Here is an 18,464-nt window from a genome sequence, read left to right as displayed (position 1 = left end):
ATCTCACCCCTGAACCAATTTGGCAGGCTTGTTACGGGTTTGCATTACCCCGTGCCAATTCAACATCAATAATGCGATTACCAGAAACGGCACATGCACCCCCCACAACCCCACAATGGGCGATAAATCACCATCAGCTACCGCACTGCGCGCATTGATTAAAAATGCGAGATAAAACACGTAGATCAAAATTGCGGGCAGCATTTTTAAATAACGGCCCTGGCGTGGGTTGGTTTTACTGAGCGGCACTGCCAGCAAGGTTGCAATAAAAACCATTAGCGGCATAGAAATACGCCACTGCAAAGTGGCACTGCTACCTGGGTCATCGGCACTTAATAATTGCGCTGTGGTTTTTGCATCAGATTCCCGTTCAAATTCCGCAACGCTGGTGGTTGGTGGGAGATACCTGCCCCACTCATTAAATTGGGTAACTTTAAATTCACGGGTGCCTGGCCTTCCCTCGTAACGATAACCGTTATGCAGTACCAAATAACGCTGGCCATAATCTTTAATAAAGGCTTGCTCACCCGTTTGGGCAACGACTACTGACGATGTTGTATCTGAATCACGTTGCGCCACAAACACCTGCTCAAGGCGCTGATTATCATCGCTGACATTTTCCACATAGGTCATTACCTTGCCTTGACCTATCGCCTGGAAACGCCCTTCTTGCAAGCTTTCAAATTCGCTGCGATTGCGCTGCTCTGCCAATGTCTGTTCAGTCATCAATGCGCCCGCCGGGCTCAACCAGAAACTGAACAACGCCACGATAGCGGCAACTATGGCAGCGGGAACCAGGGTGATTCGCAGCAGCTGCCAATGGCTCATTCCACAAGCGGACAGCACCACCATTTCACTTTCAATATACATACGTCCGTAAGCCAACAAAATCGCAAGATAAAATCCAAGCGGAAGAATTAACTCCAACATATATGGCATACGGAAAGTAACAACTTTAAACAACACATCAACCGCGAGCTTTCCTTGTGCTGCATCGGTAAGAAAGCGGCCAAAACTATTAGTGAGGAAAATAATTAACAGAACGGAGCTAACCGCGAAGCTGGTAATTAATAAATCCCGTACGATATAACGAAAAATAATCAACGTAATATTCCTGCGAGTTGATACTTCAAACATGTGTATTCAAGTTTCTATTTATTCGCGTTGGTACTTCATAGAGCCATCAATGCGACTTGTGCAAAACTTGCGCAACATTTAACCATGCTTGCCAAACGATGGATTTAATCTAAACAGAATCATCAACTACAATGGCTTAATGACTTGCATTCAGCGACAGGGTTCCGTTTTTTAACAGAATTTCGCCGCCATAGTCGCTAAAAATTGTGGCATTATCACGCACAACGCCCGATTTGTCTTGAGCGAATTATCCTTTGCCTAAACCAGGGACTTTTTATGACCTCAGCTTCCGCACCCGCTAAAAAAACCGTCAAGAAAACCAGTGACGCAAAAACCTCCAGCAAGAAATCCACCACCCCAAAAAATACCGCCGCCGCAAAACCTGCCAGCATCCAGTTTTCCGCAAAAGTCATCGACCCGGTAAAACATGCTACCAATGCGCTGGTGGTCGCAGCCTATGAAGGGCTTAAATTATCACCCAGCGCAAGCAGCATTGATGCCGCTGACGCACACCAATTAACGGCGCTATTAAAGCGCGAAGGTTTTCAAGGTAAAGCCGGACAAAGTATTTTATTACTCAATCCACAAGGCATCGCTGCGGAACGATTGTTAATATTGGGCTTTGGCGGGCTTAAAGATGGCAGCGTTAGCGTAGAGAATTATCGTCGCGCCGTGCAAAAAATCAGCGAAGCGCTAAAACCAACACCCAGTTCAGATGTGACTATTGCATTGGGTGAAATCACCGTAACGGATCAGGATATCAACTGGCAGGCCCGTCAAATTGCCGAAAACCTGGGCCAACTGGAATACCGTGCTGACTCACTGAAAAGCAAACCTGCTGAAATCAGCCTGCAACTGAAAAAAGTGGTTTTAGGTACCGCGAAAGATCAGGTTCCCAATGCAACCAAAGGTCTGATTCTGGGGCAAGCAATCGCCAAAGGCGTTAACCTGGCGCGCAACCTGGGCGATTTACCGGGCAATATCTGTACCCCGACTTATCTGGCGGAACAAGCCAAACTGCTAGCTAAAGGCCAGGCCAAGCTCAGCGTTGATGTGCTGGAAGAAAAACAAATGAAAGAATTGGGCATGGGTTCTTTCCTTTCAGTAGCGGCCGGCAGTGAACAGCCTGCCAAGCTCATTGTGCTCGAATATAAAGGCGGTAATAAAAAAGACGCACCCGTTGCCCTCGTTGGCAAAGGTATTACCTTTGATACCGGCGGTATCAGCCTGAAACCCGGGCCAGCGATGGACGAAATGAAATACGACATGTGCGGCGCGGCCAGTGTGTTGGGCAGTTTCCGCACCCTGGTTGAATTACAACTGCCGATTAATGTGGTTGGTGTTATCGCCACCACAGAAAATATGCCGAGTGGCGCTGCCACTAAACCCGGCGATATTGTGACCTCCATGGCCGGCCTGACCATTGAGATTCTGAACACGGATGCCGAAGGTCGTTTGGTGCTGTGCGATGCCCTCACCTACACCGAGCGCTTCAAGCCCAAAGCGGTAGTGGATATTGCGACCTTGACCGGTGCGTGTGTAATTGCCCTCGGCAACCACGCGACGGGATTATTTAGCAATAATGACGATCTCGCCAAATCGCTCCTGAAAGCAGGTGAAGAAAGTGCGGATCGCGCATGGCAACTGCCATTGTGGGATGACTACCAAAAGCAACTGGATAGCAATTTCGCCGATATCGCCAACATTGGCGGTCGTGAGGCCGGCAGTGTAACGGCCGCTTGTTTCCTGTCACGTTTCGCCAAAAAATTCGCCTGGGCGCATTTGGATATCGCCGGTACCGCATGGCGCTCCGGTGGTGCCAAAGGCGCAACTGGCCGTCCGGTTCCGCTGCTTGTGCAATATTTATTGAATCAGGCCTAATTGTGACTAAAGTTGATTTTTATGTTCTACCCGAAACAACCAGCGAAGCTCGCTGGTTGTTTGCATGTAAGCTGGCAGAAAAAGTGCAACGTATGGGAATGCGCGTATTAATTGCTGTCGACTCCGAAGCAGACGCGCGCAAACTGGATGAATTGCTGTGGACTTTCAAACCGGAAAGCTTTGTTCCCCACCAACTTATCAATGGTGGCAAACCGGCGCCTGTTGAAATCACATTTGGGGATCAAGCTGGCGATCACCAGGGTTTATTGCTTAACTTGAGCAACACTATTCCCGTATGGTTCAGCCGTTTCGAACGAGTGAGTGAGGTTGTGATCCAGGAACAACAAATGCTGGCGACCAGCCGTGAACGCTACAGCTTTTATAAAAGCCGCGGCTACCCTATAGAAACAAGAAAATTATAGAATCTGGAAATTTATAGCTGCCAGAAAACCCAGAAACCGGATACTTGTAAATATCATGGCCAATACAAATAAAACCAAAGCCGAAATTTTGCAGGAGCTCGAATCAATTAAAGGACTACTACTGGAAGAGGATGACATTCCAATTCTGCAGGAAACAGAATTCGCTGCTGAAGAGCCTGTTTATCAACAGCAACCGACCTTGCGCGCGTCCCCTTATACCAGTCACGAATCCGTTTTGCCTGGACAAGCTTCATTATTTGAGGAATCCGCGCGGACTGGCAACGCCGCTCCCCACACCACAGAAACAGAGAACAAACGGCATGGCGTTGCATCGCATTTGAATGCCCCCGCTCAACAGCAACCAGCCAATCCATTACACACCACTCAGCCCCAAAACAATTTTCTACACACTAATCCGCTACAATCCAATCCGTTACAATCCAATCTTTTACAAACTAACCCACTACAAACTTCTCGCCCATTGGCAAAAGCGTCCGGAGAGAATCCTTTTTTACCGCAGCATATTCGCGAGCGCTTGCACGGAAATAATCCACCACCGTTATTCGAATACGAAACTGCCAAAAAGATTCTCAACGCGACCAAAAATGTTGCACACAAAATCAATCACCCACGCCAGCATCTGGTTGATGAGGTAATTAAAAGTATGATGCCGCAAATCGAAAGCGAATTGCGGCATCGGTTATTTGCAATGAGCGTTGATGATTTGGAAAAGCTCCTCAATGAGGATGAGGATTGATGTTCAATGATTCCTAAAAACAATAATTCATCAGTTGGGAATGCTGATGCTGCAATCAGCCCGTTGCAGCGATTTCCCGCGAAGTTTTCACTTTTCCGAATGCCCAAATAGCGACAATAACCAACAGGATATTTGCCAAAAAAACCTGGTGATACCCAAAATAATCTGCGACAACCCCCACCATTAAACTACTCAGTAAATTACCGATATGCGTCGTATTGGTATAAAGCCCCGATGCAGCGCCGGAACGCCCTGGCATTAAATCCTGGATTACTGATACCCCCAAACCGGCAAGCACACCAATAAAAATTGCGTTGCAAATCTGCAACGCAAACAAGTGCCAAAGCTGATCGGCAAAATAAACACCGACATACAAAATCAATGCGGCAATACCAGCGCAGCGAATTAAAGTGATTAAACGAAAGCGACTGGCGTAATGGCCAGCTAACAACATAAAAGGAACTTCCAGTGCAGCAGTAGTTCCCATCACCCATCCCATCCACTGCGCATCCAGATTCAAATTATCTTTAAGGTGAATAGGCAAGCTAATGAGATAGGCATTGTTAGCGCCCCATAGAAGTGAAAAACCCAGCGCACAAATAATTAAAGAATATTTAATTGCTGATGACAAAGGAGCTACAGCAACCTGTTCACCTGATTCATTCAGTTTTTTTGGTTTCGCCGGTAAACGCGGCAACAATTGGAAGGTAGCAATGGCGAGCAAAATATAAAGCAACGCGGCGATTCCATAACCCACATCAAAGCCGAAATGGGTCGCCAATAAAAAACCTGCCGGTGGGCCTGCTACCCAGGCAAAGGCGATTTGCGCACGCATAATTGCATTAAATAAAGGAATACGGTCTACCGGAATTTCTGCTTCTGCATAATCCAGGCTGTAAGCCATAATCTGTGAAAAAGACACCATGGAAAGGCTGAGTAAAAATATTGCCGTAAAAGCTACCAGCCAATAATTACGCGAGAACGCAAATATCAAACAGGAAACACTGCCCAACAGGCAAAAGGAGGCAATCAGGGGGCGGCGATCAGCTAGTTTGTCTGACCAGTGCCCGATGAAATGGTTGTAAACAATACCTGCCATCGCCACTCCTGCAAAGGCACCACCCACCAACAATGGGCGCACACCAATCTCCTTGGCCAAAAACAAACTGAGTGTTGGCAATACCAGGGCCCCCACCAGTCCAGCAGTAAAGAAAAGCGCATAAATGCCTAGCGCCAGAGGCCGAAATAAAGGAGAAGACACAATAATGACCGCCACAGGATGACGAAAAGTTTGACTGGAATACCCGGCACGCATCATAGCTGAAACCGGTTTCTTTCCCTATGGTAAAAGCAGCGTTTAATCTTCTTAACGCGCAGAATTAGCAACCTGGAGCGGCGTCATTGCGTATAATTCCCGCCATTACAGCAAACCTGCGAGATTTGCCATGCATTGCATCAGTTTTCAGATCCAGCCCAAACTAGCCCGGGAGTTTGATCGGGAGGAATTTTTGCGCCGGGTGCGCCCGATACGGTCACCCGAGGTGGACGCTATTGAGGAGAAAGGGAAACTATTCCTAAGTTTCAATTTCTTTACCGAATTCCCCGCGCAACTATGGCAAGAATTGCAGCACCCGCTCTTTGCCGATGCAGATTACGCCCCGAAACTTGCCCCTTTTTGCGTGGTGATTTGCGAAGGTGAAAGTGATGATGAATGTCTGCTGCTCCATCACTTTGATACCGGTGAAAAGCTCGATTCATTTTAATTGCGCTATTAATTCCCGCTTCATTTACTGATTTTGCTTTCAGGTATTCCATGTCAACAATTAACTGGTTCCCCGGCCATATGCACAAGGCCCGCAAAGAAATTGCGGAAGTCATGCCCCACGTGGATGTGGTTATTGAAGTGATCGATGCACGTATACCCTTTTCCAGCGAAAACCCGCTGGTTCCCAGCTTGCGTGGCGATACTCCCTTAATCAAATTGCTCAACAAAGCCGATCTTGCCGATCCCCAAATTACTGCTTTGTGGATAGAAAAAATGGAAACGGAGAAAGGCGTGAAAGCCCTGCCCGTCAGCCAGCAACGCCCGGATCAAATTCGTAATTTATTAAGTGTCTGTATGAATCTGGTAAGTGAACGCCAGAAAGAAGTTCGTCCTGCGCGAGCGATGATTATGGGGATTCCCAATGTGGGTAAATCCACCATTATCAATACCCTCGCCGGCCGCGTTATCGCCAAAACCGGCAATGAGGCCGGCGTAACTAAAGCGCAGCAAAAAATAAAATTGGAAAACGGAATCTTGCTAACTGACACACCCGGATTTTTATGGCCCAAGTTATCACCACCGTCTTGTGGTTATCGCCTGGCGATTACCGGTGCAATTAAAGACACCGTTTTTGATTATGCCGATATCGCACTTTACGCTGCAGAATACTTATTAAAAGCCTATCCTGATGCCATAAAAGCACGTTACGGGTTAACCGAATTACCAGAAACCGACCTTGAGTTATTGGAGGCAATCGGCATTAAGCGCGGCTGCACCCGCAAAGGCGGCGGCGTGGAAATCCAGAAAGTATCGTCATTATTAATTAACGAATTGCGCTCAGGGTTACTTGGGCAGATTAGTTGGGAAACACCGGAAATGACGCAAGAGGAAGTTGCCCGGGCCAAAGCTGACGATGAAAAAAAGCGCATGGAGAAAGAAGAAGCTGATCGGGTTCGCAAACTTAAAACTAAAAAAAATCGCCGCTAAACGGCGATTTTTTTTAATTCAAATTCATTAATCCAACTTATAACAGGCTGCGCGCAAAATCAGCCAACGCATGCGGCTCAGGATTCCGCACTAATTCATCCGGCAGTTTTTTCACATGCCAGATCACTGTCCACTCCAAATGCTCGCCAGTATTCAGGTTGACTGCAGCACCCTGCTGTTTCATTTCAATAAAAACGTGCTCTACGTGAGCAAATATTTCTATTTCACGCTCACCTTCAGCAATCGCAGAAGGCGGATTATCCACAAATTCTTTCATCAACAAATAACCTTTGTCGATGTAGGCAACCCAGCCTTCTTTTCCGTCCTGCATAATTTTGTGGTGATCCGTACGAATTTTTTTCTTGTCGTAGTCAAACCAGGTTAATTCATCAATGGTTTGTACATCGAGCGGATAAAAAATTCCGCTGATAGGGTCAGTATCACCGCGCGGATAAAATAAAGTTCCCGATGAAGGCAAACGCGTTACCTCCAGCGGCGCAACGCTTTTTTCGTGCTTTGAATGATTAAATATCCGGTAGGTGACTGCAATGCGATCTTCGCCGGCGGGCATGTAGGTCTTGCTGAATTGGTAACCGGTTTTCGGATCTATTTCACTGGTGAGCGTAACGCGGTCGCCCTTCACGCTGAGCTTATACGGCTTGCTATCCAGCACATCAATTGGCGGCCACTGCCATTCGGCTTGCGGGCTGGACCAGAGCACGGTGCCCCAATCGGTATTCTTGTCAAAATCGACAATAGGCACCAGGATTTCATGCCCATCATATTTCAACGAAGAGACTCTACCGGCTACATCCGGCATGATTTCCATGCGCAGGGAACCCTGCTTTAGATATAACTTCCCCTTTTCCTGTTTGCAAAATGCAGGAAGTTCAGACAGGTCCTGATTGTCTTTGCCACATCCCACGAAGGCCACGCAAAGGCTCAGGAGTGCAATCAGGGAATAGCGTTTATACATTGTGGATCTTGGCCCTCTGGCACCGGCGCCTTTGGCAGGCACCAGGAAAACTGAATTGCCCTTAGGCAAATGGTTGCAACGGGCTTAATGAACTCACCCGTTTTTACATACCCTGGCAGTGTAACGGCTTTTAGTTCCATCGACCATTTACTGCGGGGTAAAACCTAGTAAAGCAACGTAAATAACTTGCGTTGAAACTCAATCGCCAGCGGATCGCCCTTTCCCAGCGCAGTAAGAATGCCATTAAAGGTTTTACGAGCCTCTCCTTCAGCAAAGTTGCGGTCTTTACGTAAGACATATAGCAAGTGGTCCAATGCCTGGCGATGCTGGGCTTCTTGATGATATTGCAACGCCAGTTCGTAACGTATTTGCAAATCATCAGGTGTTTGTAAATGCGCAGCTTCCAGCGCGACCAGCTCGGGAGTTTTTGCAGCCTGCTTCATTAGTTCAATGCGCGATTGCAATTGTTCGTAAAGCGCATCCTGATCAGCCATTTTGATCGTAGATAAAATTACTTCTGCATTATCGATGCGATTCAACTCAAGGTAACATTGCGCGATCAGCAAATTAATGGATGGCAACTCGCCAGAAACTTCGTAAGCCTTGCGCAACAATGGCAGCGCATCGGTAAAATTATTCTCTGCAATAAATGCGTTAGCCTGGGCCAAGGGTGCCTCCCAGGGTTTCGGCAAATATTTGGCCAGGACTTCACGCACTTGCACTTCCGGTAATGCGCCGGCAAAACCATCTACTGGCTGCCCGTCCTTCATAATCATTACCGTTGGCAAACTGCGCACACCAAATTGCGCACTGATCATTTGTGTCTGCGGGTCATCTGCATTTACTTTTGCCAATAAAAATGCACCGGCATATTCATTGGCAAGCTGCTCCAGAATCGGCATTAAATTTTTACACGGCGCACACCAATCTGCCCAGAAATCAATAACTACCGGGCGTTGGAAAGATTCTTCAATTAAATACTGCTGGGCATTTTCCAGCGTGATATCAACAATAAAAGCTTGCTGGGCATTTGCATTGTTTATCATGATCGTTACTCCATCTCGCGCAAATGAATAGTGAGGTTTTCAGTGGCCGACGAAATATAGGCAATCGTTTCGGTAATGGTCACCGTAAGGTTCATGGTTTTATCTGCAAGCGAAACCAATTGTTGCAATTCATCGGCAGCAAAAGAATGAATTTCCACTTTGGGTAAGGCGCGAATCGCAGCAGCATTACTTTTCCACCAGACATCCATTCCACGCCCATAACTAAATACTTTTACAGCTTGCGATTGGCCAGACGCTTTCTTCAAGCGATCGGGTGCGGGCTGCCCTACTTCAATCCATTCCAAAATAGTGCCGTTATCGTGCTTGAGCCATAAATCCGGCTCCTCCATGGAAGAAAGCCCTTTGGTAAAGGCTAAATTCTCCGCAGCGCGATAACAAAAGGCTAGAATGCGCACCATCATGCGCTCGACGGTTTCGGATGGATGCAAGGCGATAGTCAAATTGAAATCGCCATAGACATTGCGATCCATATCCGACAGGGTCAGGTTTGCTTTATAAATTGTTGCTTTTTCGGCCACAAATGCCTCGCGCTACTAGTCAGCTTTTCAAATGGGATCGCAGTTTACCAAAATGCCAAGCACTTTTGATTTTACAACCACGACTTCTACGCAAACCGCGGTAGATTTTCTCGCCGAAAAAACCGGCTTACCCAAGGCGCGCATCAAGGATGCAATGAATAAAGGTGCATGCTGGTGGACCTTCAAGGGCAAGCAGGTACGCTTGCGCCGCGCCACTAAAGATTTACCCAAAGGCACACGCGTGCAACTCTATTACGACGAACAAGTACTTGCCCGCATCCCGCCTGCAGGCCAATTGATGGCTGACCAGCGGCGCTACAGCATCTGGTATAAACCTCACGGGATGTTAGCGCAGGGATCACAATGGGGAGATCATTGCAGTTTATTGCGCTGGGTTGAGCTTGAACGCAATCGCGAATGTTTTCTTATCCACCGATTAGATGCAGATGCTGCAGGGTTGATGATGATTGCCCATGATTCACAAGCAGCTGCCCTGCTTTCACAATTATTCCAATCGCGCGATTTGAACAAATATTATCAGGCACGAATAATCGGCGAATTGATCGCCAATAATTTGCGAATTGACCAGCCTCTGGATGGAAAAGAATCTGTCAGTATCGTCAATACACTAGCAACCAGCGATGACCATTTAACGACATTGGTAGAAGTATTAATTGAAACAGGTCGTAAACATCAAATCCGCCGTCATTTATCAGGGATTGGCCACCCGATTATTGGAGACAGGATTTACGGCACCGCCAGCAAAACACCGCTACAGCTGCTTGCGTATAAACTGGCGTTTCGCTGCCCTATTAGTAAACAACAAATTTGTTTAGAACTTCCCCGGGAATTGCATTTGCAAAACTGTTAGCACAAAAATATAAAGGTTGTCGAACCTACTGTGTGGATTGTTGCATCCCATATAAAAATAACGTTATCACTTACTCACCAGATTAAAGGATTATTTATGAGCCTGCCGTTTAATCCAGGATCCGAGCGGATTGTCACTCTGGATGTACTCAGAGGATTTGCACTGTTTGGAATTCTCTATGCGCATATGATTTTTTGGTACGCCGGTGGCCCGCTACCGGAAGCAACCTATCAACTTTACAAAGATGCAGGCAGCGGCATTGCGATAGGAATTTACATGATTTTTATCATCAGTAAATTCTTTGCCATTTTTTCATTCCTGTTTGGTTTAAGTTTTTATATCCAGATAGATAAGCTGGAAAAACGCCACCAGTCTGTTGTCCTGCGCTTTGGCTGGCGGCTGGCGATACTTGGCATCATAGGTGTGCTGCACCATATTTTCTGGCGCGCTGATATTTTATCGATTTACGTTCCACTCGGATTTTTGTTGCTGTTTTGTCGCAATTTAAGCAACAAAACCCTATTGGTTGTAGGCTCGTTGCTGGCATTAAACATTCCTACGAAATGCGCGGAATTAATTTCAATTATTTTTCGCGACCAACTGCAGTTAATTCAGGAAGATAATAAAGTCGCTGGCGCGGCTTATTATGACGTAATAAAAAATGGCAACCTTGCCCACATAATCCAGCACAACATTCATGCCATAACTGAAAAATTAAATTACCAAATCAACAGCGGGCGAGGCCTTATTACTTTTGGATTCTTTTTGTTGGGAATGCTTGCCGGGCGCATGCGTTGGTTTGCCAGTATCGACCAGCATCAAATACTTTTTAAACAGGTTTTGAAAAAAAGTAGCTGGATATTAACTATTGCATTACTTGCCGGAATTATCCTTGGCTTAAGTACACTTTTATTGAAGATAGATTTTCAGGAAACACCGGTTGCAGGATGGCTCGGTGGATTTATCCTGGAGTTTTTCAATGCCAGCCTTACGCTGGTTTATATCACTGGTATTAGCCTGCTAATGCTAAAGCCCAAATGGGAAACTCGATTAACACCATTGGCTAGTGTGGGGAAAATGGCACTGAGTGTTTATCTAAGCCAATCGATTATCGGTGTATTTTTATTCTTTAATATTGGCTTCGGTTTATTTACCGTAACAAGTCCCGCGCAAAACGCGCTCCTGTGCATTGCGATTTTTGCGTTACAAATTTTTGTTTGTCGTTGGTGGCTAACCTATTTCAGTTACGGTCCGATAGAATGGTTATGGCGATCAGCAACTGATTTAAAATGGAAACCCCTGGTGAGGTCAGTGCCCCCGCGATTAACAATGGAATAAATTTTTACCAAAAAAAATCCCCGCCGATGGGATCGACGGGGATTTTCATTGATCAAATAACTTACTTATTTAGTTAGTTAGTTAGTTACATTGATTGTTCAGCGCACATGCTCTAACAGCATTAGAGAATGCATAGCCAGTCAAATAATCCTCATAGGTAGACCACGCCATCAGTCCGCGCAAATCCGGATAAGTTTTGGCAGGTTTGTAACCGCTGCCGCAATCACCGGAACGCAAGCAACGCACAGCAGCCTTCACTACTGTCGGGTTGGTGTAACCGCTACCCGCTGCCGTTGGTGCAGAAGATGCCGGTAAACCGATGATGATTTTATTGGACGGCAAACCGAGATAACTTACACCGGTACTACCGATTTGGAAGCCTTCAATTAATGCTTCAGTCCAGGCAACCAAACCATCTTGTGTAGCCGAGTTGTAGAACTGGCCATTTTTACCAGGCATTGAGCCAGTGTTGTAGTACTGCATTTGAATCCAGCTGATGTCATCACGCAGTGCATTAATCAATGGCAAATACACGCCCCAGTTGTATTGGCCCAACCAGTTACCTGCCAGGTTTGCACCAATGGTATGTGCAGTCTCCGGAGCCATGGTCAACAAGAAGCTTGAGCCATAACGTGCCTTCAAACGCTTAATCGCACGAGCCAGGTAATCCGCTGAATATTGAGGGCTGGTCAGATTAATTTGCGCGTTTGGATTGGTATGCAGACCTTTTTCGGTATCAATATCAATACCATCCAAACCAAATTGATCTTTAATCGCAATGAATGAATTTACAAAATTATCTTCTTGGGTTTGGTTATTCAGAACGAAGGTTGCATTAGCACCACCAATCGACAACAACACTTTTTTGCCTTGCGCTTTTGCAGCAGCAATCTGTTGTGCGGTCGGGTTATTTTGATACCCACCTTCGTTACCCAGGAAAATCGAACCGTCCGCATTAATTCTCGGGAAAGAAATATTCAACACGGTGTAGTTCGGAATTGTCGTCATTTCCTCTAATGGCCAATGCCAGTTTTCCCAATAACCAACCAATTCATTACCACTTGGAGCTACTGAACTGCTGCTGAAAGAAGAGACACTGCTGATAGAAGAAGCACTTGAGCGAGACGAAGACGAAGGAATACTGCTAGGCACTGAAGAGCTTGAGCGCGATGTTGCTACGCTGGATGAACTAACACCAGCACAGTTACCACCAACACTCCAGGCTTGTTGCCAATAAGTTCCTGTGCCTGGCGCATAGGCCCAGGTCGCGGTTGATGAACACCAGCCCGGGACCGTACAGGTGTAAACACCGCCAGCATTAGTGACTACCGCACCAAGACTATAACTGTTTCCGGCGACATAACTTGCACACACACCACCATTGGAGCTTACAGATGATACGGAGCTGGATGAGGGAGTGCTGCTCGGTGCAACCGAACTGGAGCTAGGACGAGATGAGCTGCCCGGTGCAACTGAACTTGGGGTGCTTGAGCTCACGCTATCACACGCACCATTATCAACCCACTGCTGCCACGGGCCGGAAAAGTTTGTTGGATTATTATTTTGTGTCCAATAAGCAGCGGTGTAACCGCGATTATTATGCTGCACCTTGGTTCCCTGGGTATAAACACTGGCGCTGTTCCATTGTGGCAAGCCAGTGCAATTTACTGCAAATACTTCTGTTGATAACAGGGATACGCCAAGCAGCGCTCCCAGTGAAATTATTTTCTTCATCGAAGTTACCTATCCTTTCATTATCATTAGTTAAGGAAATGGGTGTGTGGCGAATAGCAGCAAACTCTCTCACCGTCGCTGGTATTTGCATGTGGATGATCCTTTAAATACTCGCCGGGCAGCGATTGTCAACGTTGTCATTTGCAAGCACTAAATCCCCGAAAACAATTACAACACTTTAACTTCAGGGAAAATTTGGTACAGGCGGGAGGACAAACATACTTCAGGACAAGCGACAGGCAGAGAGAATAAGTTCATCTTTTACTCAATGCAAGCCTTTTGATAATGAAATGAGCATTGGCACATTATTTTGCACACACGAGAAGAATATGCACAAAACTATCACCTTCGATTTATCCCAAGTGTCACTTTAATAGTGCGCGCATAAAAAAATAGCGCCAAACAGGCGCTATTTTTGCTCACACTCGCGAAATGTTATTCAGGTCTCATATGAGGAAACAACAATACATCACGAATCGATGGTGCATTGGCAAACAACATAATCAAACGATCAATACCTATACCCTCACCTGCTGTTGGCGGCAAACCGTACTCCAATGCCCGCACGAAATCTGCATCGTAATGCATTGCTTCATCATCACCCGCGTCTTTTTCACGCACTTGCTGCATGAAACGTTCAGCTTGATCTTCAGCATCGTTCAATTCGGAGAAGCCATTCGCTAATTCGCGGCCGCCGATAAAGAATTCAAAGCGATCCGTCACTGCCGGATTTTCATCGTTGCGGCGCGCCAATGGCGATACTTCGATTGGATATTCGGTGATGAAAGTTGGTTGATCGAGTTTATGCTCAACAGTCTCTTCAAAAATTTCGATATGGATTTTGCCAAGGCCATAGGAATCTTTTACTTCAATACCCAAATCTTTAGCGGCTTTGGTTGCACCTTCAATAGTGCTTAATTGCTCGCGAGTAATTTGCGGGTTGTATTGCAACACAGAATCAAATACCGACAAACGAGCAAAGGGTTTACCGAAATCATATTCACTGGTTTGATATTTCAATACGGTGCCGCCGGTAACTTCAAGGCACAACTTACGCAGTAAATCTTCAGTCAAATCCATCAAGTCTTTGTAATCAGCATAGGCTTGATAAAATTCCATCATGGTGAATTCAGGATTGTGACGGGTTGAAACGCCTTCGTTGCGGAAGTTGCGATTAATTTCAAATACACGCTCAAAACCACCGACCACCAAACGCTTCAAATAAAGTTCCGGTGCAATACGCAGGAACATATCCATATCCAAAGCATTATGGTGAGTAATAAATGGCTTGGCTGATGCGCCACCAGGAATGACATGCAGCATTGGTGTTTCTACTTCCATAAAGCCGGAACCAATCATGTAATTGCGAATAAAACTGATGCACTGCGAACGCAAACGAAAGGTATCGCGTACTTCCGGATTTACAATTAAATCCACATAGCGTTGGCGATAACGAATTTCCTGGTCGCTCAGGCCATGATATTTATCCGGCAGCGGACGCAAGGATTTGGTGAGCAATTGATACTCTTCCAGGTTGACGTACAGATCACCTTTACCCGATTTGTGCAATGCGCCTTTTACACCGACGATATCGCCAATGTCCCACAAGCCCCATTTATCTTTAATTACTTCCTGTGCAGCTTTATCAGCATACAACTGGATTGAACCCTCACCATCTTGCACAACCATGAAAGGGCCACGTTTTGCCATGATACGGCCAGCAACACTCACAACATGATTCAGCGCTTCCAATTCTTCTTTGGTCTTTTCACCGAATTGCGCCTGCAAATCAACACTCTTGTCACCGCGACGGAAATCATTCGGGAATGCATTACCCTTCTCACGAATTGTAGACAGCTTCTGGCGGCGCTCCGCGATTAATTTATTTTCATCATGTGCTTGTGCATCTGGCTGTGCTGAGTTGATTTCGTTGCTCATAGTCTTCACTGATATCTACTAAAAGGTTTAGGACTGAAAAATTAAGGATTGACCCAACAAAAATAAATTACAAACCGGCTTTGAGGCTTTCAACAATAAATTGATCAAGATCACCGTCCAGAACCGCCTGGGTGTTGGAAGTCTGGACGCCTGTACGTAAATCTTTAATCCGCGAGTCGTCCAATACGTAAGAGCGAATCTGGCTACCCCAACCGATATCGGATTTATTATCTTCCATCGCCTGTTTTTCCGCGTTGCGCTTTTGCATTTCCTGTTCGTACATTTTTGCACGGAGCATTTTGTAGGCTTTATCGCGGTTGGCATGTTGCGAACGCTCGTTTTGGCATTGCACAACAATATTGGTGGGAATGTGGGTAATACGTACCGCAGAATCAGTTTTGTTGATGTGCTGGCCACCAGCACCACTCGCGCGATAAGTATCAATACGCAAATCAGCGGGATTAATTTCAATTTCAATATTGTCATCAATCTCGGGGGACACAAAGACTGAACAGAATGACGTGTGACGACGATTACCGGAATCAAACGGCGATTTACGCACTAATCGATGCACACCGGTTTCGGTTCGCAACCAACCAAATGCATATTCGCCTTCAAAATAAATGGTCGCGCTTTTGATACCGGCCACATCACCAGCCGATACTTCCTCGAGGGTGACCTTGAAGCCTTTGGCTTCGCCCCAGCGCAAATACATCCGCAAAACCATTTCGGCCCAATCCTGGGCCTCGGTGCCGCCGGAGCCGGATTGGATATCCAGGTAGGCATTGTTTGCATCGGTCTCTCCGGAAAACATACGGCGGAACTCCAGCACACCCAATTGTTTATCCAGACGCTCCAGTTCGGCCTGCACATCCGCCACCATGGACTCGTCATCTTCTTCTACGGCCATGTCCAGCAATTCACGGGAATCGCGCACACCATTGTCCAGATCGTCGATGGTTTTTACCACCATCTCCAATGATGAACGTTCGCGGCCTAACGCTTGGGCGCGCTCAGGATTCTCCCACACGGAAGGTTCACCGAGATCGAGTTCAACTTCTGCTAAACGCTCTTTTTTAAGATCGTAGTCAAAGATACCCCCTAAGCACATTGGTGCGGTCGGTCAGGTCTTTCAGGGCAAGTAATAAGGGATTAATTTCCATGATTAGGCGCAATTCAGTCTTGGTTTAGGCCTGAAACAGGCAGAAAAAGCGAGGCGCGCATTCTACATGAGATGGGGACTCAGGCCAAATCGCTGCAATCCCTTTTACCCGGCTAATCGTACTCACCTCCCCTCAGTCACAGATCGCGCCGCACCGGCGACAGCAAAAACTCGAACGATCCGGCTTTCCGCCAACGTAAACGAGGCGCTGTACCGATAATGCGCCACAAGCTTACGCGCAAATGCAGTTATGACGCCACATATATGATCAATTATTGCGCTGAGGGAAAGCAGCTGCCTTCCTGATAGTATCCAGCCAATTTTTTAATATTATTTTTTCAGCGGACGTCAGTTGTCCATCTGCTGGCATGGGGCGGACTTTATCCATAAATACACGCTGCTCCAACAAGGTATATTCACTATCAACGCGCTGCAACCAGTGATTAGGGTTTAATAATTGTGCTGGGCCTTTGACTAGCTCGGCATGGCAATGAGCGCAGCGTTGTTGCAGAAGTGTATTTACTTTTTGCGGTGGCTTTAATGATTTTACTGATACGCCACGCGCAGGCGCTAATGAAGATTGTTGCGGACTATAGGCTCTACCATTGGATAAACGTAAGATTGCCGCATTGCGATCATCTACAATAAACACGCTGCCGTCGTTAGCCTGGGTTAAACCAACTGGCGCACCTTCGGGCCTGGTATCAGGTAAAGGATGCCACTGCGAAATAATTTCCTGGTGTTGCGCGACCCGTTCGCTTGAATTACTTTCATTGCCAAACCCGCCTTTGGGTTGCATTAAATGCTGCGTATATTTCCCACCAGGCTGATCTGGTGCGCGCCAGAAATAAGCCTGTTGTTGTAATGTCGGGCGGCCCTGTCCATCAATCTCATAAGCTACCAAACGATTACCAGCCACACGGTAACCGTGCCAACTCATTAACAATGTGTTCGTCAATTGGGGTAATTTAGTGTGCTGATAATAAAGCATATCCAAGGGTGCTACGTGAGGTGGCAATAAAGTCCATGGCTGCTGGTAACCAGCTTCACGACAATCATTTCCATCAATACCCACATTTCGGTTGTAACACACCGGCCAGCCATAAAACTTATTCGGTTGAATAATATTTAATTCTTCATATGGCTCATTGGCATCGGGAAAATCCAGGCTGTTTTCGGCTTGTAAAAAAGTCCCGGAACTATGGATCGCCAACGCCATTGAGTTACGCAAGCCTCGAGCAACCACCTCATAGTCTTTTGAAAAACTGTCGGTTTCCTTATTGTAGTTATAGCGACGAATACTGGCCTCGGCACCGTTTATACAATCCGTTAACGAGACCTTCTTTTCACAATGATCAGATGAACTACCAATATTAACCAATAAATTTCCTTGCGCATCAAAAATAAAATTCTTAAGTGGATGCAAATATTCAATGTGGTAAGGAAGATCATCGATCACTGTTTGCAAATTGGATATCGCACCATCTTTCCACTCGAAACGCTGGATACGATTAGCCTCCGCAATATAAATCTTTCCCTTTGGACCAAACAAAATTTTATGCGGCAGGTTTAATTGTGATAGCAAAACCTTAAGCGGAGTATTTGTTTTTTTATAATCCAATGCAAGTAACTGCCCACGCTTGCTTACCCATGCTCCCATATCAACAATCAATAATTTATTGTCTTCCGTTTGGAGCAAACTGCGCGGCATTTTTAAAAGCGGTTGCCCTGTGCGTTGTATCACTAATCCAACGCAAGTCCCCTCCACACTCACAACCGGCAATTGTGGAAAGCCATCGCAATTTTCTTTTAGTGTTTGATAGGTTCCCGCAGTAGCTATCAAAGGACAATATATTAGCCAGCTAATTACCATCAATAATGCGTGCAGAAGGCGCATAAAAATCCTGTATT

General features: G+C 46.3%; 16 protein-coding genes. 7 read left to right on the top strand and 9 right to left on the bottom strand.

All coding sequences use genetic code 11. The features are described 5' to 3' along the window. Window positions 1-3: 3 nt before the first annotated feature. Window positions 4-1,137, bottom strand: a complete 1,134-nt coding sequence (gene lptF / locus A596_RS08175) for an LPS export ABC transporter permease LptF (RefSeq protein ID WP_052417340.1) — start codon at window positions 1,135-1,137, stop codon at window positions 4-6. A 276-nt stretch (window positions 1,138-1,413) separates the two neighbouring features. Here lptF and A596_RS08170 point away from each other — a divergent pair, with 276 nt between their 5' ends. The 3 genes from A596_RS08170 to A596_RS08160 are packed head-to-tail and all read left to right on the top strand — an operon-like array spanning window position 1,414 to window position 4,197. After that, complete coding sequence (locus A596_RS08170; RefSeq protein WP_084128150.1) at window positions 1,414-3,018, top strand: leucyl aminopeptidase; 1,605 nt, start codon at window positions 1,414-1,416, stop codon at window positions 3,016-3,018. 2 nt (window positions 3,019-3,020) lie between these two features. Beyond that, window positions 3,021-3,440 (top strand): DNA polymerase III subunit chi, encoded by a 420-nt coding sequence (locus A596_RS08165; protein ID WP_039913628.1) that lies wholly within the window; start codon window positions 3,021-3,023, stop codon window positions 3,438-3,440. Between the two features lie 55 nt (window positions 3,441-3,495). After that, complete coding sequence (locus tag A596_RS08160; protein ID WP_039913627.1) at window positions 3,496-4,197, top strand: hypothetical protein; 702 nt, start codon at window positions 3,496-3,498, stop codon at window positions 4,195-4,197. Window positions 4,198-4,252: 55 nt separating this feature from the next. On the opposite strand, the gene A596_RS08155 is transcribed toward A596_RS08160, so the two are convergent. After that, a complete protein-coding gene (locus A596_RS08155; protein WP_235425649.1) occupies window positions 4,253-5,515 on the bottom strand; it encodes a sugar efflux transporter in 1,263 nt (420 codons plus the stop codon). A gap of 127 nt (window positions 5,516-5,642) precedes the next feature. Between A596_RS08155 and A596_RS08150 the strand changes: the two genes are divergently transcribed. Beyond that, window positions 5,643-5,960 (top strand): hypothetical protein, encoded by a 318-nt coding sequence (locus A596_RS08150; protein WP_039913626.1) that lies wholly within the window; start codon window positions 5,643-5,645, stop codon window positions 5,958-5,960. Between the two features lie 50 nt (window positions 5,961-6,010). Further along, window positions 6,011-6,949: a ribosome biogenesis GTPase YlqF gene (gene ylqF, locus A596_RS08145; protein WP_039913625.1), complete on the top strand. Its 939-nt coding sequence runs from the start codon at window positions 6,011-6,013 to the stop codon at window positions 6,947-6,949. 37 nt (window positions 6,950-6,986) lie between these two features. Here ylqF and A596_RS08140 read toward each other — a convergent pair whose 3' ends face one another. The 3 genes from A596_RS08140 to A596_RS08130 all read right to left on the bottom strand — a co-directional run bounded on the left by A596_RS08140 (window position 6,987) and on the right by A596_RS08130 (window position 9,510). Continuing rightward, a complete protein-coding gene (locus tag A596_RS08140) occupies window positions 6,987-7,925 on the bottom strand; it encodes a hypothetical protein (RefSeq protein WP_039913624.1) in 939 nt (312 codons plus the stop codon). A gap of 164 nt (window positions 7,926-8,089) precedes the next feature. Beyond that, a complete protein-coding gene (locus A596_RS08135; RefSeq protein ID WP_039913623.1) occupies window positions 8,090-8,971 on the bottom strand; it encodes a thioredoxin family protein in 882 nt (293 codons plus the stop codon). A gap of 5 nt (window positions 8,972-8,976) precedes the next feature. After that, the gene (locus A596_RS08130) at window positions 8,977-9,510 is read right to left on the bottom strand and encodes a YaeQ family protein (RefSeq protein WP_039913622.1); all 534 of its coding nucleotides are present in this window, start codon (window positions 9,508-9,510) and stop codon (window positions 8,977-8,979) included. A gap of 52 nt (window positions 9,511-9,562) precedes the next feature. Here A596_RS08130 and A596_RS08125 point away from each other — a divergent pair, with 52 nt between their 5' ends. Further along, window positions 9,563-10,381 carry an RluA family pseudouridine synthase gene (locus A596_RS08125; RefSeq protein ID WP_039914475.1) on the top strand — a complete coding sequence of 273 codons (819 nt, stop codon included), beginning with the start codon at window positions 9,563-9,565 and terminating at the stop codon, window positions 10,379-10,381. A gap of 96 nt (window positions 10,382-10,477) precedes the next feature. Next, on the top strand, window positions 10,478-11,719 hold the full coding sequence (locus A596_RS08120) for a DUF418 domain-containing protein (RefSeq protein ID WP_052417339.1): 1,242 nt from the start codon (window positions 10,478-10,480) through the stop codon (window positions 11,717-11,719). An 81-nt stretch (window positions 11,720-11,800) separates the two neighbouring features. On the opposite strand, the gene A596_RS08115 is transcribed toward A596_RS08120, so the two are convergent. From A596_RS08115 to A596_RS08100, 4 genes are all read right to left on the bottom strand, one after another. Further along, window positions 11,801-13,453 (bottom strand): glycosyl hydrolase family 18 protein, encoded by a 1,653-nt coding sequence (locus A596_RS08115; RefSeq protein ID WP_052417338.1) that lies wholly within the window; start codon window positions 13,451-13,453, stop codon window positions 11,801-11,803. 435 nt (window positions 13,454-13,888) lie between these two features. Then, entirely contained in the window at window positions 13,889-15,391 is a 1,503-nt protein-coding gene (gene lysS / locus A596_RS08110) for a lysine--tRNA ligase (RefSeq protein WP_039913621.1), read from the bottom strand. A gap of 67 nt (window positions 15,392-15,458) precedes the next feature. Beyond that, window positions 15,459-16,554 (bottom strand): peptide chain release factor 2 gene (gene prfB / locus A596_RS08105; protein ID WP_152600127.1). Its coding sequence is split into 2 segments (ribosomal slippage): window positions 15,459-16,481 and window positions 16,483-16,554, totalling 1,095 coding nucleotides; the frame shifts between segments, so codons are not numbered across the junction. A gap of 267 nt (window positions 16,555-16,821) precedes the next feature. Further along, a complete protein-coding gene (locus tag A596_RS08100) occupies window positions 16,822-18,450 on the bottom strand; it encodes a PQQ-dependent sugar dehydrogenase (protein WP_039913619.1) in 1,629 nt (542 codons plus the stop codon). Window positions 18,451-18,464 lie beyond the last annotated feature (14 nt).

The organism is Cellvibrio mixtus subsp. mixtus J3-8 (genome assembly GCF_000766945.1).
GTDB classification, from domain to species: Bacteria; Pseudomonadota; Gammaproteobacteria; order Pseudomonadales; family Cellvibrionaceae; genus Cellvibrio; species Cellvibrio mixtus_A.
Note: the sequence above shows the minus strand (reverse complement) of the source record. Positions and strands in the feature narration are given on the sequence as shown.